This is a genomic window from Streptomyces ipomoeae 91-03, assembly GCF_000317595.1.
GTDB classification, from domain to species: Bacteria; Actinomycetota; Actinomycetes; order Streptomycetales; family Streptomycetaceae; genus Streptomyces; species Streptomyces ipomoeae.
Map to the genome: position 1 here is coordinate 1 of NZ_AEJC01000678.1, position 13,971 is coordinate 13,971.

Annotated in this window: 11 protein-coding genes and 2 tRNA genes; 4 read left to right on the forward strand and 9 right to left on the reverse strand. The window is 69.6% G+C overall.

Annotated elements, in window-relative coordinates; genetic code table 11:
• Nucleotides 1-39 precede the first annotated feature (39 nt).
• The 7 genes from STRIP9103_RS44570 to STRIP9103_RS52680 all read right to left on the reverse strand — a co-directional run bounded on the left by STRIP9103_RS44570 (nucleotide 40) and on the right by STRIP9103_RS52680 (nucleotide 8,576).
• Nucleotides 40-2,286 carry an ArnT family glycosyltransferase gene (locus STRIP9103_RS44570; RefSeq protein ID WP_009343626.1) on the reverse strand — a complete coding sequence of 749 codons (2,247 nt, stop codon included), beginning with the start codon at nucleotides 2,284-2,286 and terminating at the stop codon, nucleotides 40-42.
• Entirely contained in the window at nucleotides 2,283-3,869 is a 1,587-nt protein-coding gene (locus STRIP9103_RS44575; RefSeq protein WP_009343628.1) for a bifunctional glycosyltransferase family 2/GtrA family protein, read from the reverse strand. Before STRIP9103_RS44575 ends, STRIP9103_RS44570 begins: the two co-directional genes overlap by 4 nt.
• A 26-nt stretch (nucleotides 3,870-3,895) precedes the next feature.
• Complete coding sequence (locus STRIP9103_RS44580; protein ID WP_009343631.1) at nucleotides 3,896-5,599, reverse strand: sensor histidine kinase; 1,704 nt, start codon at nucleotides 5,597-5,599, stop codon at nucleotides 3,896-3,898.
• Nucleotides 5,596-6,336: a response regulator transcription factor gene (locus STRIP9103_RS44585; RefSeq protein WP_009343625.1), complete on the reverse strand. Its 741-nt coding sequence runs from the start codon at nucleotides 6,334-6,336 to the stop codon at nucleotides 5,596-5,598. Before STRIP9103_RS44585 ends, STRIP9103_RS44580 begins: the two co-directional genes overlap by 4 nt.
• Before the next feature lie 319 nt (nucleotides 6,337-6,655).
• On the reverse strand, nucleotides 6,656-7,003 hold the full coding sequence (locus STRIP9103_RS44590; RefSeq protein WP_048822330.1) for an antibiotic biosynthesis monooxygenase family protein: 348 nt from the start codon (nucleotides 7,001-7,003) through the stop codon (nucleotides 6,656-6,658).
• A 111-nt stretch (nucleotides 7,004-7,114) separates the two neighbouring features.
• The gene (locus tag STRIP9103_RS44595; RefSeq protein WP_078614278.1) at nucleotides 7,115-8,005 is read right to left on the reverse strand and encodes a DUF2797 domain-containing protein; all 891 of its coding nucleotides are present in this window, start codon (nucleotides 8,003-8,005) and stop codon (nucleotides 7,115-7,117) included.
• A 139-nt stretch (nucleotides 8,006-8,144) separates the two neighbouring features.
• Nucleotides 8,145-8,576, reverse strand: a complete 432-nt coding sequence (locus STRIP9103_RS52680) for a hypothetical protein (protein WP_009343624.1) — start codon at nucleotides 8,574-8,576, stop codon at nucleotides 8,145-8,147.
• A gap of 452 nt (nucleotides 8,577-9,028) precedes the next feature.
• Between STRIP9103_RS52680 and STRIP9103_RS50490 the strand changes: the two genes are divergently transcribed.
• Both STRIP9103_RS50490 and STRIP9103_RS44605 read left to right on the forward strand, forming a co-directional pair.
• Nucleotides 9,029-9,199 (forward strand): hypothetical protein, encoded by a 171-nt coding sequence (locus tag STRIP9103_RS50490; RefSeq protein ID WP_009343632.1) that lies wholly within the window; start codon nucleotides 9,029-9,031, stop codon nucleotides 9,197-9,199.
• A 212-nt stretch (nucleotides 9,200-9,411) separates the two neighbouring features.
• Complete coding sequence (locus tag STRIP9103_RS44605; RefSeq protein ID WP_009343629.1) at nucleotides 9,412-10,200, forward strand: hypothetical protein; 789 nt, start codon at nucleotides 9,412-9,414, stop codon at nucleotides 10,198-10,200.
• Nucleotides 10,201-10,393: 193 nt separating this feature from the next.
• Here STRIP9103_RS44605 and STRIP9103_RS44610 read toward each other — a convergent pair.
• Together STRIP9103_RS44610 and STRIP9103_RS44615 are read right to left on the reverse strand one after the other, a co-directional pair.
• Nucleotides 10,394-10,466, reverse strand: a tRNA-Arg gene (locus STRIP9103_RS44610).
• Between the two features lie 215 nt (nucleotides 10,467-10,681).
• Nucleotides 10,682-10,772, reverse strand: a tRNA-Ser gene (locus tag STRIP9103_RS44615).
• Nucleotides 10,773-11,004: 232 nt separating this feature from the next.
• Between STRIP9103_RS44615 and STRIP9103_RS53335 the strand changes: the two genes are divergently transcribed.
• Together STRIP9103_RS53335 and STRIP9103_RS44625 are read left to right on the forward strand one after the other, a co-directional pair.
• Nucleotides 11,005-11,691: an SSI family serine proteinase inhibitor gene (locus STRIP9103_RS53335; RefSeq protein ID WP_309474641.1), complete on the forward strand. Its 687-nt coding sequence runs from the start codon at nucleotides 11,005-11,007 to the stop codon at nucleotides 11,689-11,691.
• A gap of 374 nt (nucleotides 11,692-12,065) precedes the next feature.
• Nucleotides 12,066-13,971, forward strand: a 1,906-nt coding sequence (locus tag STRIP9103_RS44625; RefSeq protein WP_009343622.1) for a PAS domain-containing protein, incomplete at its 3' end; no start/stop codon positions are given.

The following is a 13,971-nucleotide window of genomic DNA, read 5'->3' on the forward strand; positions in this document are numbered from 1 at the left end:
CCGCCCCGCTTCACAGCCGGCTGTTGCCGGACCCGACCGTCAGCTGTCGCTCTTCGGCTGCGTCAGGTCGTAGAAGGTGGTGCCGTCCACGGTCACCGTCTCGAAGTTCTCCTGGACCCAGGAGCTGATCTGCGAGGAGGTGCCGTCGCCGCTGCCGCCCATGCCGCCGCCGGTGCCGCTGGAGATGAAGTAGTGGATCTTGCCGTCCTCCACGTACTTCTTGAACTCCGCGAGGGTCGGGGACGGGTCGGTGCCGTTGAAGCCACCGATGGCCATGACCGGTTCGCCGGTGGAGAGCTGGTAGCTCGCCGCGTTCTGGGCGCCGATCGCGGCGGCGGCCCAGGTGTAGTCCCCGGCGTTCTTCTCCAGCAGTTCCTTGGCCTCGTCGCTGACGTCGGCGCCGTTGAGCAGACCGCCCATGCCGCCGCCACCGTCACCGCCGGGACCGCCGCCCATGCGGCCACCGTTCTGCGTCTGGCCGTTGCCCTGGTTCTGCTGGCCCTGGCCCTGCTGGCTGTTCTGGCCGCCGCCGAAGCCGCCGGTCGGGGGCTGGCCCATCTGACCGTTGCCGTTCTGGCCGTTCTGGCCGTTCTGCCGGCCCTGCTGGTTCTGGCCCGGCATGCCGCCGCCACCGGGGCCGCCGCCCATGCCGCCACCGCCGCCGGGACCGCCCCGGCCGCCCTGGACGGACGGTCCGGCCGTGATGATCGAGCCGGTGTGGCCCTCGTTCAGGGTGGTGAGCGTGTACGCGGTCGGACCGGCGAGCGCGGTCACGATGCTCAACCCGACGACCCCCATGGCCAGCTGCCGCCCGAGCCTGCCCACGAAGATCAGGCCGAGCGCGGCGACCAGACCGCCGACCAGCACGACCCACTTCAGCCAGGGCAGATAGTCGGAGGAGCGGTTGAGGAGGACGTAACCCCAGACCGCGGTGGCCGTCATGGCGGCGGCCAGCGTGATCGAGGCCCCGTACTTGTCGCGCCGGTCCCAGAGCAGAGCCGCGCCCATGCCGATCAGCGGAGCGATGTAAGGCGCGAGGGCGACGGTGTAGTACTCGTGGAAGATGCCCTGCATAAAGCTGAAGATCACCATGGTGATCAGCAGCGAGCCGCCCCAGAGGAGGAAGGCCGCGCGGGTGGTGTCGGTCCGCTTGAGCTTGCGGGTGGCCCAGATCGCGGCGGCCAGCATGATCAGCGCGGCCGGGATCAGCCAGGAGATCTGGCCGCCGATGCTGGAGCTGAACATCCGGTCCCAGCCGGTCTCGCCCCAGTTGCCGCCGCCGTTGCCGCCACCGCCGCCGACGCTGCCGGTCTCCTCGCCGTTGATGCGGCCGAGGCCGTTGTAGCCGAAGGTCAGCTCAAGGAAGGAGTTGGTCTGCGAGCCGCCGATGTACGGGCGGGAGGACGCCGGCCACAGCTCGACGATCGCGACCCACCAGCCGCCGGAGACGACCATCGCGAGCCCAGCGAGCAGCACCTGCCCGACCCGCTTCTTCAGCGAAGCCGGGGCGAGGACGACGTACACCAGTGCCAGCACCGGCAGGATCAGGAAGGCCTGCAGCGTCTTGACCAGGAAGGCCAGGCCGATGGCGACACCGGCCCACACCAGCCACTTCGTCTGGGCCTTCTCCATCGCGCGCAGCGTGCAGTAGACCGCGGCGGCCATCAGCAGCGTGAGGGCCGCGTCCGGGTTGTTGAAGCGGAACATCAGCGCGGCGACGGGCGTGAGCGCGAACACCGCCATGGTGATGAAGCCGGCCGTGGCGTTGAAGCGACGGCGTACGGCCGCCCACAGCACCCCGGCGGTGGCGACGGCCATCAGGACCTGCGGGAACAGGATCGCGAAGGAGTTGAGGCCGAACAGCCGTACGGACAGCGCCATCGGCCACAGCGAGGCCGGGGGCTTGTCGACGGTGATGGCGTTGGCCGAGTCCAGCGAGCCGAAGAAGAAGGCCTTCCAGGACTGGCTGCCCGCCTGCACGGCCGCCGAGTAGAAGGAGTTGGCGTAACCGGAGGCCGTGAGGTTCCAGGTGTAGAGGCCACCGATGAGGAGGAGGGAGAGGAGGAACCCGGGGCGGATCCAGCGGTTGTCCTCCGGGCGCCCTCGCCACAGCCGCTGGGCGAAGGGCTGCTTGGGCTCACCGGAGCCGGTGCCGGGGGCCGGGGTGCCGGACGGGGCCTGAACCACCGGCTCCTGTACGGCCGTTCTCGCCGCGGGCGGCCCCCAGTCGGGACCGGTGGGGCTCGCACCCCCCTGCTGACTGGTCGTCTCGAACTGCGTGGTCATCGTGCGTTCCTCGAATCCTGATCGTGCGGGCGCACCGGCCGCATCTGCATGGTCGCGTCCCCCCAGGTGCGGTCCGCGGCATCGCCGGCGCGGAACTGGGTCGTCGTGCAGGGGTTCGTGCTGTACGGGTTCTGGGGCACCGAGGCGTACTCGGCGCGGTGGTTCTGGGGCGCCATCGGGTGGAACCGGTCCTGGTGGCCGTACGGGCCTGGCCGGCCGGGGCGCACCGCCGACGACGCGGTGTTCGTGCCGCTCGTGCTCGTGGTCGCGTAGGCGGGCGAGGCGGCGTTGTGCGGGGCGGGGGTGTGCGCGGCGACGACGGTCGAGGACGAGGCGCCCCCGTCGCGCCGGTCCGGGAACACCCAGGCCCTGAAGAGCAGGAACCGCAGCACCGTCGCCGCGAGGTTGGCGGCGATGAGGACCGCCAGTTCCGTGGAGTGCGCGGGGGCGGAGGTCGCCGCGTTCAGCGCGGCCAGGGAGCCACTGGTGAGGGCGAGGCCGATGCCGAACACCACCAGGCCCTGCGCCTGGTGCTTGACGACTCCGCCCCGGCCGCGGACCCCGAAGGTCAGTCGCCGGTTGGCCGCCGTGTTGGCGATCGCCGAGACGAGCAGGGCGAGCGCGTTGGCGATCTGCGACCCGGCGAACGTACGGAAGCCGCTGTAGAGCAGCAGGTAGAAGAGGGTGGACAGACCGCCCACGACACAGAAGCCGAGGAGCTGGCGGGCGAGTCCGCGCGGTACGTCCTTGATCTCCCGGTCACGTGGGTCGTCGCCGAACGGCCGTGCGAGCCGGTCGAGTGCGAGGGACCCGGTGGCGAGGGCCTTGCCGACCCGCCACACACCCTTGAGGTCATCGGTGGCCGTCTTCACGATGTGGACGGTCGAGTCCGGGTCGTCGACCCAGTCGACCGGCACCTCGTGGATCCGCAGCCCCGCGCGCTCGGCGAGCACCAGCATCTCGGTGTCGAAGAACCACCCGGTGTCCTCGACCAGCGGCAGCAGCACCTGCGCCACGTCCCGGCGTATCGCCTTGAACCCGCACTGCGCGTCCGAGAACCGGGCCTGGAGCGAGCCCCGCAGGATCAGGTTGTACGCCCTGCTGATGAACTCGCGCTTGGGCCCGCGCACCACCCGGGAGGACCGGGCGAGCCGGGAGCCGATCGCGAGGTCGGAGTGACCGGAGATCAGCGGGGCCACCAGCGGGAGCAGGGCGTTCAGATCGGTGGACAGGTCCACGTCCATGTAGGCGAGGACCGGCGCGTCGGACGCGGACCACACGGTCCGCAGGGCCCGCCCGCGCCCCTTCTGCTCCAGGCGGAAGGAGGTGACCTCGGGGATCTCCGCCTCCAGCCGCGCGGCCGCCTGGGGGGTGGTGTCCGTGGACGCGTTGTCCGCGATCGTGATGCGGAACGCGTACGGGAACGTGCGCGCGAGATGCTCGTGCAGTCTGAGGACGCACGGCTGGAGGTCCTTCTCCTCGTTGTAGACGGGGATCACTACGTCCAGGACAGGCGTACCGGCGTTTCCGGCCGGGAGGTGCTCCCGCGCCGGCAGGGTGCCGGGAGAAGAGTCGGTTCGCATGACAACTACATTTGCGATCCGCTCTGTTATGCCCGTGTGCTCACACTGTGGTGTGCCTGTGAGTCCGGTTGCCGGCTTGTTGCGTCGGTTACGTCGAGGTCGGTGTCGTACGCCGTGTCGTCGAGCTGCCAGTTCGCGGCGTCGTCGAGCAGGGGCATGGGGCCGCCCAGCGCCGGCAGATGCACGGTGAACACGGTCCTGCCGGGCACGCTGTCGACGGTCACGGCACCGCCGTGCGCGTCGGCGACGGCCTGCACGATGGCGAGGCCGAGTCCGGTCGAACCGGAGGCCCGGGACCGCGACGAGTCCCCTCGCGCGAACCGCTCGAAGACATGCGGCAGCAACTCCTCCGGAATCCCCTGCCCGTCGTCCTCGACGTCGACGCACATCCACGCCCCACGCCGCTGCACGCGCGCGGTGACGGTCGTACCCGGTGGCGTATGCGTACGCGCGTTCGCCAGCAGATTGACCAGCACCTGTTGAAGCCGCGCGGCATCCGCCGACACGAGCGCCGGCATGTCCGGCAGATCGAGCCGCCAGTTGTGACTCCGCCCGGCGGCACGGGCGTCGCTGACGGTGTCCACCACGAGCGGAATGAGATCGGTCTGCTCGAACTGGAGCGGACGTCCCGCGTCGAGCCGCGCAAGCAGCAGCAGATCCTCGACCAGCAGAGTCATCCGACCGGACTCGGATTCGATCCGACCGAGCGCATGCCTGGTGTCCGGCCCGATCTCCTCTCTGCCGCGCCGGGTCAGCTCGGCGTAACCACGAATGGACGCGAGGGGAGTACGGAGCTCATGACTCGCGTCCGCCACGAACTGGCGCACCCGCATCTCGCTCTCCTGCCGCGAGTGCAGGGCGCTGTGAATATGATCGAGCATCCTGTTGAGCGCCGCCCCCACCTGCCCGACCTCGGTGTACGGATCGGTCTCGGACGCGGGCACACGCTCGTTGAGCGTCACCTCACCGGTGTGCAGGGGCAGTTCGGAGACCCGGGTGGCCGTGGCCGCCACCTTGCGCAGGGGCCGCAGCGCGACCCCGACGAGCACGGACCCGGCGATACCGGCGGCGACGAGCCCGGCGCCGGTGACGCTGAGCTCTACGGCGATGAGGGTGCTGAGGGTGCTGGTGACGTCGGTGGTCGGGAGGGCGACATAGTAGGCGCCATTGTCACCGCTGCGGTACATGACGCGGTAGTCGCCGAGCCCCGTGATGGTGATGGTGTGGGCCTTGCCGTCCTTGGAGACAGAGTTCAGCTCGGCGAGCTGGGTCTCGTTCAGCGCGTAGGCCGTGGCATCGGTGACGCCGTTGTCGGACGTCGACTTCTTGCCGACCATGCCCTCGACGACCTTGCCGTTCTCGACCTTCGCCGCGATGGTGCCGATCATCTGCTGCGGGCCCTTGGTGACGAACTCCTCCAGGTCCGGCGGGCCGATCGGCTTCCTGTTGGGGTCGACCTCACCCGTCGGCTGCTGGCGCTGCGCGCCCACGGGAGGCGCGTCCTCGGGCCCCTTGCCCGCCGCCCGCCCCAGCACCTCACTGACCGAGTCGTCAAGCTGCTCGTACAAATGCGAGCGCAGCGCGACCGTGGTCACCGTCCCGATCACGGCGCACACCACCGCGATCAACGCCACCGCGGAGACGACGAGCCGCGTACGCAGCGTGCGCGGCTGTCGTCCTCGCCTCGGCTTCGGCTGCCTCTGCGTACGCGTCCGTCGTCGCCCGCTCATGACGCGGCGGGCTTGATCAGGTAACCGGCCCCACGCCGGGTGTGGATCATCGGCTCGCGCCCCGCGTCGATCTTCCGCCGCAGATACGAGATGTACAGCTCGACCACGTTGGCCTGGCCACCGAAGTCGTACGACCACACGCGGTCGAGGATCTGCGCCTTGCTGAGCACGCGCCGCGGGTTGCGCATCAGAAACCGCAGCAGCTCGAACTCGGTGGCGGTGAGGTGGATGTTCTCCCCGCCCCGCGACACCTCGTGGCTGTCCTCGTCGAGCATGAGGTCACCGACGACGAGCACGGAGTCGGAACGCCGGTCGGCAGCACCGGACCGCCGGATGAGCCCCCGCAGCCGGGCGACGACCTCTTCGAGGCTGAACGGCTTGGTGACGTAGTCGTCACCGCCGGCGGTGAGCCCGGCGATCCGGTCCTCGACCGCGTCCTTCGCGGTCAGGAAGAGCACCGGCACGTCCGGCAGCTCACGCCGCAGCCGCCCGAGGACGGTCAGCCCGTCCATGTCCGGGAGCATCATGTCCAGGACGACGGCGTCGGGCCGGAAGTCCCGCGCGGTCTGGATGGCACCCGTGCCATCCCCCGCACTCCGGATCTGCCATCCCTCATAGCGAAGGGCCATGGACAGCAGTTCGGTGATCGACAGCTCGTCGTCCACCACAAGCACTCGGACGGGGCTCCCGTCCGGCCTCAGCAGTTCGGTGCGCCCCTGGGGCGAGGTCGTGGTCATGCTGGATACCTTGTCGGGACCCCCTGAGAACACCCTTTCGGGAACCTGTGATTTTCCTGAGAAACACACAGGTGCCTCTCAGGCAACCCCTGGGCAGATCCCTGACTTCTCGGGCATCGACCCCGCCGACCAGGCGTTTCCCACGGAGTTCCCCGGGGGAACTCAAGGCACCCTCACAGCTTCGCGATCACAGCCACCACGCTGTACGCCCCCGCTCTGACCCCACCTTTACGCGGCCACCGTCATGCTTCGCTCTCCAGGGCCCCTCACGCCCTGAGGACTCCCCACCCCCTTGGGCAGACTCCTCTCACTCTTCCCCTCACTCTCCCCGTACGAAGCTGTGGCCCCGCTCCACCTTGGCGACGTGCAGGCTGTAGCTCTCGTACCACTCGGCCCGCCCCCGCTTCTGCGCCGCCCGGTGCTCCACATCGCTCCGCCACCGCTCGATGGCGTCGGCGTCCCGGAAGTACCCCACGGTGATGGAAAGCCCCCCGGGCGTCCGCGCCTGGTCCATCCCGAGAAACCCCGGCACCTCCTTCACCAACTCCTCCATCCGCTCGGCGGTCTCCCCGTACCCGCTCTGATCCGCGGTCCGCACAGAGGTGAACACCACGGCGTAGTAGGGAGGTTCAAAGGCAGGGACAGGCACTATCGACTGATCGCTCATGTCACCACTGTCGAGCCGCACACCACCCGACGTCCACCGCCTTTCCGTACGGGATCCACAAGGGATCGAAGTCTTTACGCACGGCTGTCCGCCGAGCGGATGCCTCCGCCCTCAGAACAGCCCGTCCTGCACACCTCCTCCGCCCGCTCCACCCTCCAACTCCCTCACAGGAACCGTCAGTTCGCCCCAGGCACTGCCGGCGGCCGGAGCGGTGAGTTCCCACCCGGTCATGAGCCGCGTATCGAGGACGACGACCCCACGCCCGGTGGCCAGATGCAGATCGGGCCCGGCGACGGCGAGCACCTCACCCCCCACGACCCCACCCGCGACCAGCTCACTCACCACCCCCTCGGCGGCGGGCAACCCGTCGAGCCCGAACACCCCGGCGTGATCGACCGCCCGAAACACCACCGGCTCAAGCGACTCCGGCCACCCATGGAGCCCGAGGGCCCGCCCGTGCAGCGCCTCCAACTCGGCCGCCCGCTCCCCGGCCTCCGGCAGCGCGGCCCGCACGGCCCGCTTCTCGGCGTACGGAATCCGGTCCGGCACCTTGAGCCCGGCCCGCAGCACCTCCTCCGCCCGCCGCGCGGCCATGAGCGGCCCCCGCCCGAGCCACCCGAAGCAGACCGCCCCCTGCTCCAGCAGCCGAGCCGACCCCCGCTCGACGGCCGTGATCCCGACCTTCACCCTTCCGGGCCCGAACCAGGCGAGGTACACGTGATACGGCCGCGGATCATCGGCAATGGTGTCAGCGGCCACGGAATGCGCCCGATCCAACCGAGCGCACTCCTCACACCGAGCCCCCGTACTCCGCCCGGACACCTCCGCCCGCACGGGACACCCATGCCCCCGAGCCCCGACACAGGTCCGTCGCCCCTCGCTCACCACCCCAAAAGCCACCGCCTTCCCCCGAGGCAGAGCGCTCTCACGCCCACCCTCCCAAGCCAGCCGCGGCCCGTCACCACCCCACCGCAGCCCCGTACATCTCCACGCGTGTGCCATCCCCCACGACATTAGAGGCCACCACTGACAATGGCTGTGACCTGCGAAAACAAGAAGGCGAACCGGCGCAAGACGCCCCGACGGGGCCCCACGGCCCCGGGCCCGACCCGGCCCCCTCCGGACCGTATTCGCAGGCTCCTCAGCCCTTGCCTCGGACGGTCAACGAATAGTCCACAGCGACCGCGAAGTCCCCGGACGTCCCACGGATCTTCAACGTGTGCTCACCGGGCTCCGGCGCCGGCACCTGAACCCACAGCCCGCACCCCGTCGCCGCGAAGTCCGCCCCGTCCCCGGTGACAGGATTGCCGTCGACCGCCTGCACGGAGATCACCTGCCCGTCGTACCGATCCGAGGGAAGGTTCACGCCGTCCAGCGTCGCGGTCCCGTCGGCGGAGGCCAGGAACGCCGCGCAGTCCGCTGGATCACCCACGAAATTGACCAGCGGAAAGGCAAGCGGCAGCCCTACGGGTACCACACAGCTCCGCTCGACCTGTGTACCGAACGTACCGGCCAGGAACCAGACATCACCCGCCTGGTTCCTCGTGCAGTCCCCACCGTCCGGATCGGCCACGGCATTCGTCTCCTCGGGCTCCGAAGCGGCCCAAGTCCACCACCGGCTCTGCAGATCAACGGGAGAGAGCCGTCCACTGGAAGACGGCCGAGTAGGAGACCCCGAACCCGAACCCGACGCGGACGAACCCGAGGAGCCAGAGGAATCAGAGGTACCCGAACCCGAGGAACCCGCCGATTCGGAAGCCGACGAGGCATCCCAGTCCGCCCCGCGCCCGCACCCCACCAACACACCCATCACCACAACAGCGAGCACCCCGGCCCGCCCACCCCAAGCCCTCACAACGCCCCCGTCGTCCTCTACCGCGCCCCACCATCAGAGGCACCAGACCACCGGAAGCATCTCACCCGTACCAAGATCCGCCACCTATTTGAACATGTTCAATTCCATGCCAAGATGACACGCGGCCGTCCGCAGCCCATCGACCGAACACGTCCTGAAGGAGCAGCAGCATGGCCCTCATCCACATGGCGTTCCTCTTCTACGCCGCTCTGATGGCCCCGCTCTGCGTCAAGGTCGCCGACGCCTCGTCCTGGAAGATCGGCTGGACCATGGCCACAGCCTTGGTCTTCTTCCCCCTCGCCCTGCTCATCGCCTCAGGGATCCCGCCCGGTGACGTTTGAGCACGCAGGCGCGCTGAGTACTACGAGCAGCCTGTGTGAAGGCTGTGCCTGAGTCATCGCAACGTGAACCGGGGGATGAGGGTGACACCGCGTGCGGCACGTCAGGGCGACGTCCGCCCGAGTACGCCGTCAACGGTGATCCGACAGTAGGGCTGCCCTCCCGGCCCGATCGCGTCCGTCACCGTCGCCTCATCGCTCCGTGAAGGAGATACATGCGCAAGCGCGCAGCCTCTGCCGTACTCACCGCCGTCGCCGCGCTGGCCGGCTTCGCCGCACCTGTCGCCCACGCGGACGACATCGTGGGCGACATCCAGATCAACGGCGTCGCCGTAAACGGCGGCAAGAACATCGTGGTCGACACTGCCGACAAGACGATCACGGTCTCGGTGACCGCCACCGACCCCTCGGGCATCTGGGACGCGGACTTCTACCTGTGGCGGGGCCCGGACGGTTCTGACCCGTATTACAGCGCCGACGGCTACATCGTGCCCAACGAGAACACCACCCCGGCGGACTGCGTCGCCTCCAGCAGCACGACGTCCACCTGCTCGAAGACCTTCACCTTCGAACCGGACTGGTGGCTCACGAACGCCGACGCCGGCACCTGGAAGGTCGGTGTACAGGTGTCGGCCAACGACGGCAGCTATACGGACCGATGGGCCTACACCACCACCCGCCTCCAGCGCCACGCCAAGCTGACCGCCAACGCGAGCCCCGAGCCGATCGCCAAGGGCAAGACCCTGACCGTCACCGGCAAGCTCACCCGGGCCAACTGGGACACACTCGACTACCGGGGCTACACCAACCAGCCGGTCAAACTCCAGTTCCGCAAGGCCAGCACCACGACCTACACCACCATCAAGACCGTCAACACCTCCAGCACCGGCAACCTGACGACCACGGTCACCGCCTCCACAGACGGCTACTGGCGCTGGAACTTCGCCGGCACCTCCACCACGCCGTCCGCCAAGGCGACCGGCGACTTCGTGGACGTCTACTGACCTGAAAACCACCAAGGGCTCCGGACCTCTCCGGGGCCCTTGGCCCGTGTGCACTCGCCAGGGTTCGAAACCGACCCGGAGACCACCCTGCGGGGCCGACCAGGCTGGGCTCCCTTGATACCGGTCAGGTCAAGAGTGTCGCCGCCCGCACAACGCAAGAGGCCCCGGATCTCTCCGGGGCCTCTCACCTGTGTGCACTCGGCAGGATTCGAACCTGCAACCTTCTGATCCGTAGTCAGATGCTCTATCCGTTAAGCTACGAGTGCTTGTTTTGTTTTCTTGCCGGTCCTGGTCCTTTCGGCCCGCTCGCGGCGACAGGAAGAACATTACATGACTGCCGTCGCCATGTGAAATCCGTTTGCTGCACCCCTTGTGACCTGGGGAAACGCCCCGATGGGTGATCGTCTGGGTGGCACGGGAACGATCACCGGGACAACGACGAAGCCCCGGTCGGATGGACCGGGGCTTCGGTGATCAAGTGCGGAGGCGGAGGGATTTGAACCCTCGATGGGCTTTAAGGCCCAAACCGCATTAGCAGTGCGGCGCCATAGACCGGACTAGGCGACGCCTCCAGCACAACCGCCCGCGCGAGCGCGAGTGGTGCGTGCAGATGATGACACAGCCTTGCGGGCCGTCACCAATCGGCTCCCACGGTACTAGGCGGAGAGGCCGCAGGGCAAAGCCGTATCGCGCGTCGCGTGTGGTGAGTGAGGGGGACGTTCGGGGCTCGCGCGCCGCGAACGGGCCCGGGGCCCCGGCGACCCTGTGGCGCAACCGCGTGGCGGTCGTGGCGTTAGTCAGGTCATGCTGCAGCGCCCTCCCACCCCACCTCAGCACCACTCCTCCGCGATGGACGCCAAAGCCCCCAGAGCCCCCCGGGCCCACATCGCCTCCATCACCCCCATCACCCCCATCACCCCCATCGCCTCTATGGGCTCCATGGGCTCCATGGGCTCCATGGGCTCCAACCGTCGGCCCGCCTCCGCCCGCGCTCACCCCGCCCTCGGTCGCCTCCTCCTCGGTGCCGCCGCCTCCTTCGCCGCGGCTGCCGCCGGCGCGCTCGCGCCCGTGGCCCCGGCCGCCGCGTACGCCGCCGAGGCGCCGCCCCGCGCCATGCCGTCCACGGCCGTACCCGCCCCGCCGCCGACCCCTGGGGCCGGGCCCGGGGACCAGCTGACGGTCATCGTGCGGGAGGCCGGGGGCGGGGCCGATGGGACGTTCGAGTTGCGGTGCCATCCTCAGGGCGGCAGCCATCCGAAGGCTCAGGACGCCTGTTCGTGGCTCGATCGGCGGACCACCTGGGGCAAGGACCCCTTCGCCCCGGTCCCGCCGGGCACCGTCTGCACGATGCAGTACGGCGGTCCGGCCACCGCTCATGTCACCGGGACCTGGGCCGGACGCCGCGTCGACGCCCGTTTCGACCGCGGCAACGGCTGCGAGATCGCCCGCTGGGACGCCCTCGTACCCGTACTCCCCGACCTCCGTCCATGAGCCGTCCATGAGCCGGGCCCGCGCTCCCCACCCCCGCCGCGGCACGCGTCCACGCCGTACCTGTCGGCGGGCACGACTTACTTACCTACATACATACCTATAAGAACGATCACGAGGCTCCGGCGACCGTACATATGTCCCGACACTCGTCCGGTCACCCGTCCGCCGCAAGGGTCGTACGGCAAAACACACGGTCACGGCACCCCCGTCCGCACGGTCACCGCTTCTCCGTATGTTCGGTGTGCGACCTCCCTCTCATCCGGCGTCGCGAGCGCAACCTCTGCCCGTAGACTCCCTCGCGTGACACGTTGCGGGCCCGTTGGCAAGATGGCCCCGGCGGTCGGCAAGGTGCGGTAACAGGGAGGAAGCGACTCGTGAGCAGCAGGCCATCCCGAGGCGCTGCTCGCCTCGCAGCCATACTGGACGCGCTGCCCGACGCGTTGGTGCTGGTCAACGCCAATGGCACCGTCGTCAACGCCAACACCATCGCCCTGGAGGCCTTCGAGACGCCGGGGACCGCCCTCGTCGGGCGCGGACTGCTCGATCTGCTGCCCGAGTTCGACTCACGGCTCATCCCGGGATCCATGCGGCGGCCCGACACCATGGACCCGACCGGGCGGACCAAACCGACCCGTATGATCGCCCGCCGGACCGACGGCAGTGAGTTCCCGGTCGAGGTCACAAGCGCGAATCTGGAGAACGGGCAGCAGGCGTACGACGGTTACGGCTACGCCAATGACGAGCTGCTGATGCTGGTCGTACGCGACCTGTCGGGCACCGTCGACACCGAGGCCGAACTCGCGCGTTCGCAACGGCAGACCGAGATGATCCTGCGGGCCGCGGCCGAGGGTGTGGTGGGGACGGACACGGACGGGCGGATCGTGCTCGTCAACCCGGCCGCCGCTCAGATACTGGGGTATCGGGCCAGTGATCTCGGGGGGCGCGAGCTGCACACCCTTGTTCTGCACTCGCGTGAGGACGGCTCGCCCTTCCCGTACACCGAGTCGCCACTCGCCGACACCTTGCGCTCGGGGCGCAAGCATCGGGTGCGCGGCCAGGTGCTGTGGTCCAAGAGCGGCGAGAAGGTGTCGGTCGATCTGACGACCGCGCCCGTGCGCGACGGGGAACAGCTCGTCGGGGCCGTGATGACGTTCACCGACCGGCGGCCGTACGACAAGCTCGCCGAGGAGAAGGAAGCCGAGGCCGAGCGGCACGCGGAGGAACTGGAACGGCTCACCAAGGAACACGCCGAGCAGGTCGAGAGCGTCCGCGAGGAGCACGCCGCCGAGCTGGACGAGCTGCGCGAGAAGCACGCCGAAGAACTCGCCGCCGGGGACGAGCGGTACGCGGCACTCGGGGAGCGCGAGAAGGACCGTTACGAGGCGCTGGCCGCGCGGCACGAGCAGCTGCTCGCCGTACTGGGCACCTCCCTGCGCGGCCCGCTCGACCAGCTCCGCAGCGAACTCGGCACCCTCGCCGCCGACGACGCCGGACAGCTGTGGCCCGAGGCCAACCAGGTGCTCCACCACCTCACCGCCGGGTACTCGCGGATCACGACGCTCATCGACAACGTGCTGGGGTATCAGCGGATCGATTCGGGCGAGGACGACCTTGTTCGTACGACGGTCATGCTCGACGCCGTCGTCGCCGCCGGTGTCGACGGGGCCGTCGAGCTGATCGGGCCGGGGCGGGTGCAGTTCGCCGTGCACGCGCCGCCCATCGAGGCCGAGGTCGACCAGGTACGGCTCGCGACCGCGCTCGCGCATCTCATCGCGGACGTGGCGGGCGTCGACGCGACCGGCAACGCGCCCATGTCCGCCGGTGGCTACATGGACAACACCGTCGTCGTGGCGGCGGCGCAGCGCGGTGAGGTCGTGCGGATCGAGGTGCGCGGGCCGTACGCCGGGGGAGACCCGGTGCACCAGCCGATCGTCCAGGGGATCGTGCGGGCGCACGGTGGTGTGCTCCAGACGCACGAGGTGCCCGGCATGAGCGGCAGCGCGTATGTGCTGGAGGTGCCGCTGGGGGGCGGTGCCGGTGCCGTTCCGATCGAGGCCGCGCAAGCCGTGGGCGCCGGCGCCGAGGCGGACTCCGACGCCAACGCCGATGGCCCGGCTGCCGGGGCCGAGCTCGCGCTGCCCGAGCAGGCCGCCGGGGGCGGGCGGCGTCGGGGGCGACGATCGTCCGTGGACGCGTTCCTGGAGAGCGAGGACGCCACCGACGCGGAGGCACTGCCCGCCGCCGCCCCGACCGGGCGGCGCAGGCGACGGGCCGAGGACG

What these genes read in the sequence shown, in the direction of transcription:
- STRIP9103_RS44570 (WP_009343626.1), bottom strand. Translation starts at nt 2,286, where the DNA reads ATGACCACGCAGTTCGAGACGACCAGTCAGCAGGGGGGTGCGAGCCCC.
- STRIP9103_RS44575 (WP_009343628.1), bottom strand. Translation starts at nt 3,869, where the DNA reads ATGCGAACCGACTCTTCTCCCGGCACCCTGCCGGCGCGGGAGCACCTC.
- STRIP9103_RS44580 (WP_009343631.1), bottom strand. Translation starts at nt 5,599, where the DNA reads ATGAGCGGGCGACGACGGACGCGTACGCAGAGGCAGCCGAAGCCGAGG.
- STRIP9103_RS44585 (WP_009343625.1), bottom strand. Translation starts at nt 6,336, where the DNA reads ATGACCACGACCTCGCCCCAGGGGCGCACCGAACTGCTGAGGCCGGAC.
- STRIP9103_RS44590 (WP_048822330.1), bottom strand. Translation starts at nt 7,003, where the DNA reads ATGAGCGATCAGTCGATAGTGCCTGTCCCTGCCTTTGAACCTCCCTAC.
- STRIP9103_RS44595 (WP_078614278.1), bottom strand. Translation starts at nt 8,005, where the DNA reads ATGGCACACGCGTGGAGATGTACGGGGCTGCGGTGGGGTGGTGACGGG.
- STRIP9103_RS50490 (WP_009343632.1), top strand. Translation starts at nt 9,029, where the DNA reads ATGGCCCTCATCCACATGGCGTTCCTCTTCTACGCCGCTCTGATGGCC.
- STRIP9103_RS44605 (WP_009343629.1), top strand. Translation starts at nt 9,412, where the DNA reads ATGCGCAAGCGCGCAGCCTCTGCCGTACTCACCGCCGTCGCCGCGCTG.
- STRIP9103_RS53335 (WP_309474641.1), top strand. Translation starts at nt 11,005, where the DNA reads ATGCTGCAGCGCCCTCCCACCCCACCTCAGCACCACTCCTCCGCGATG.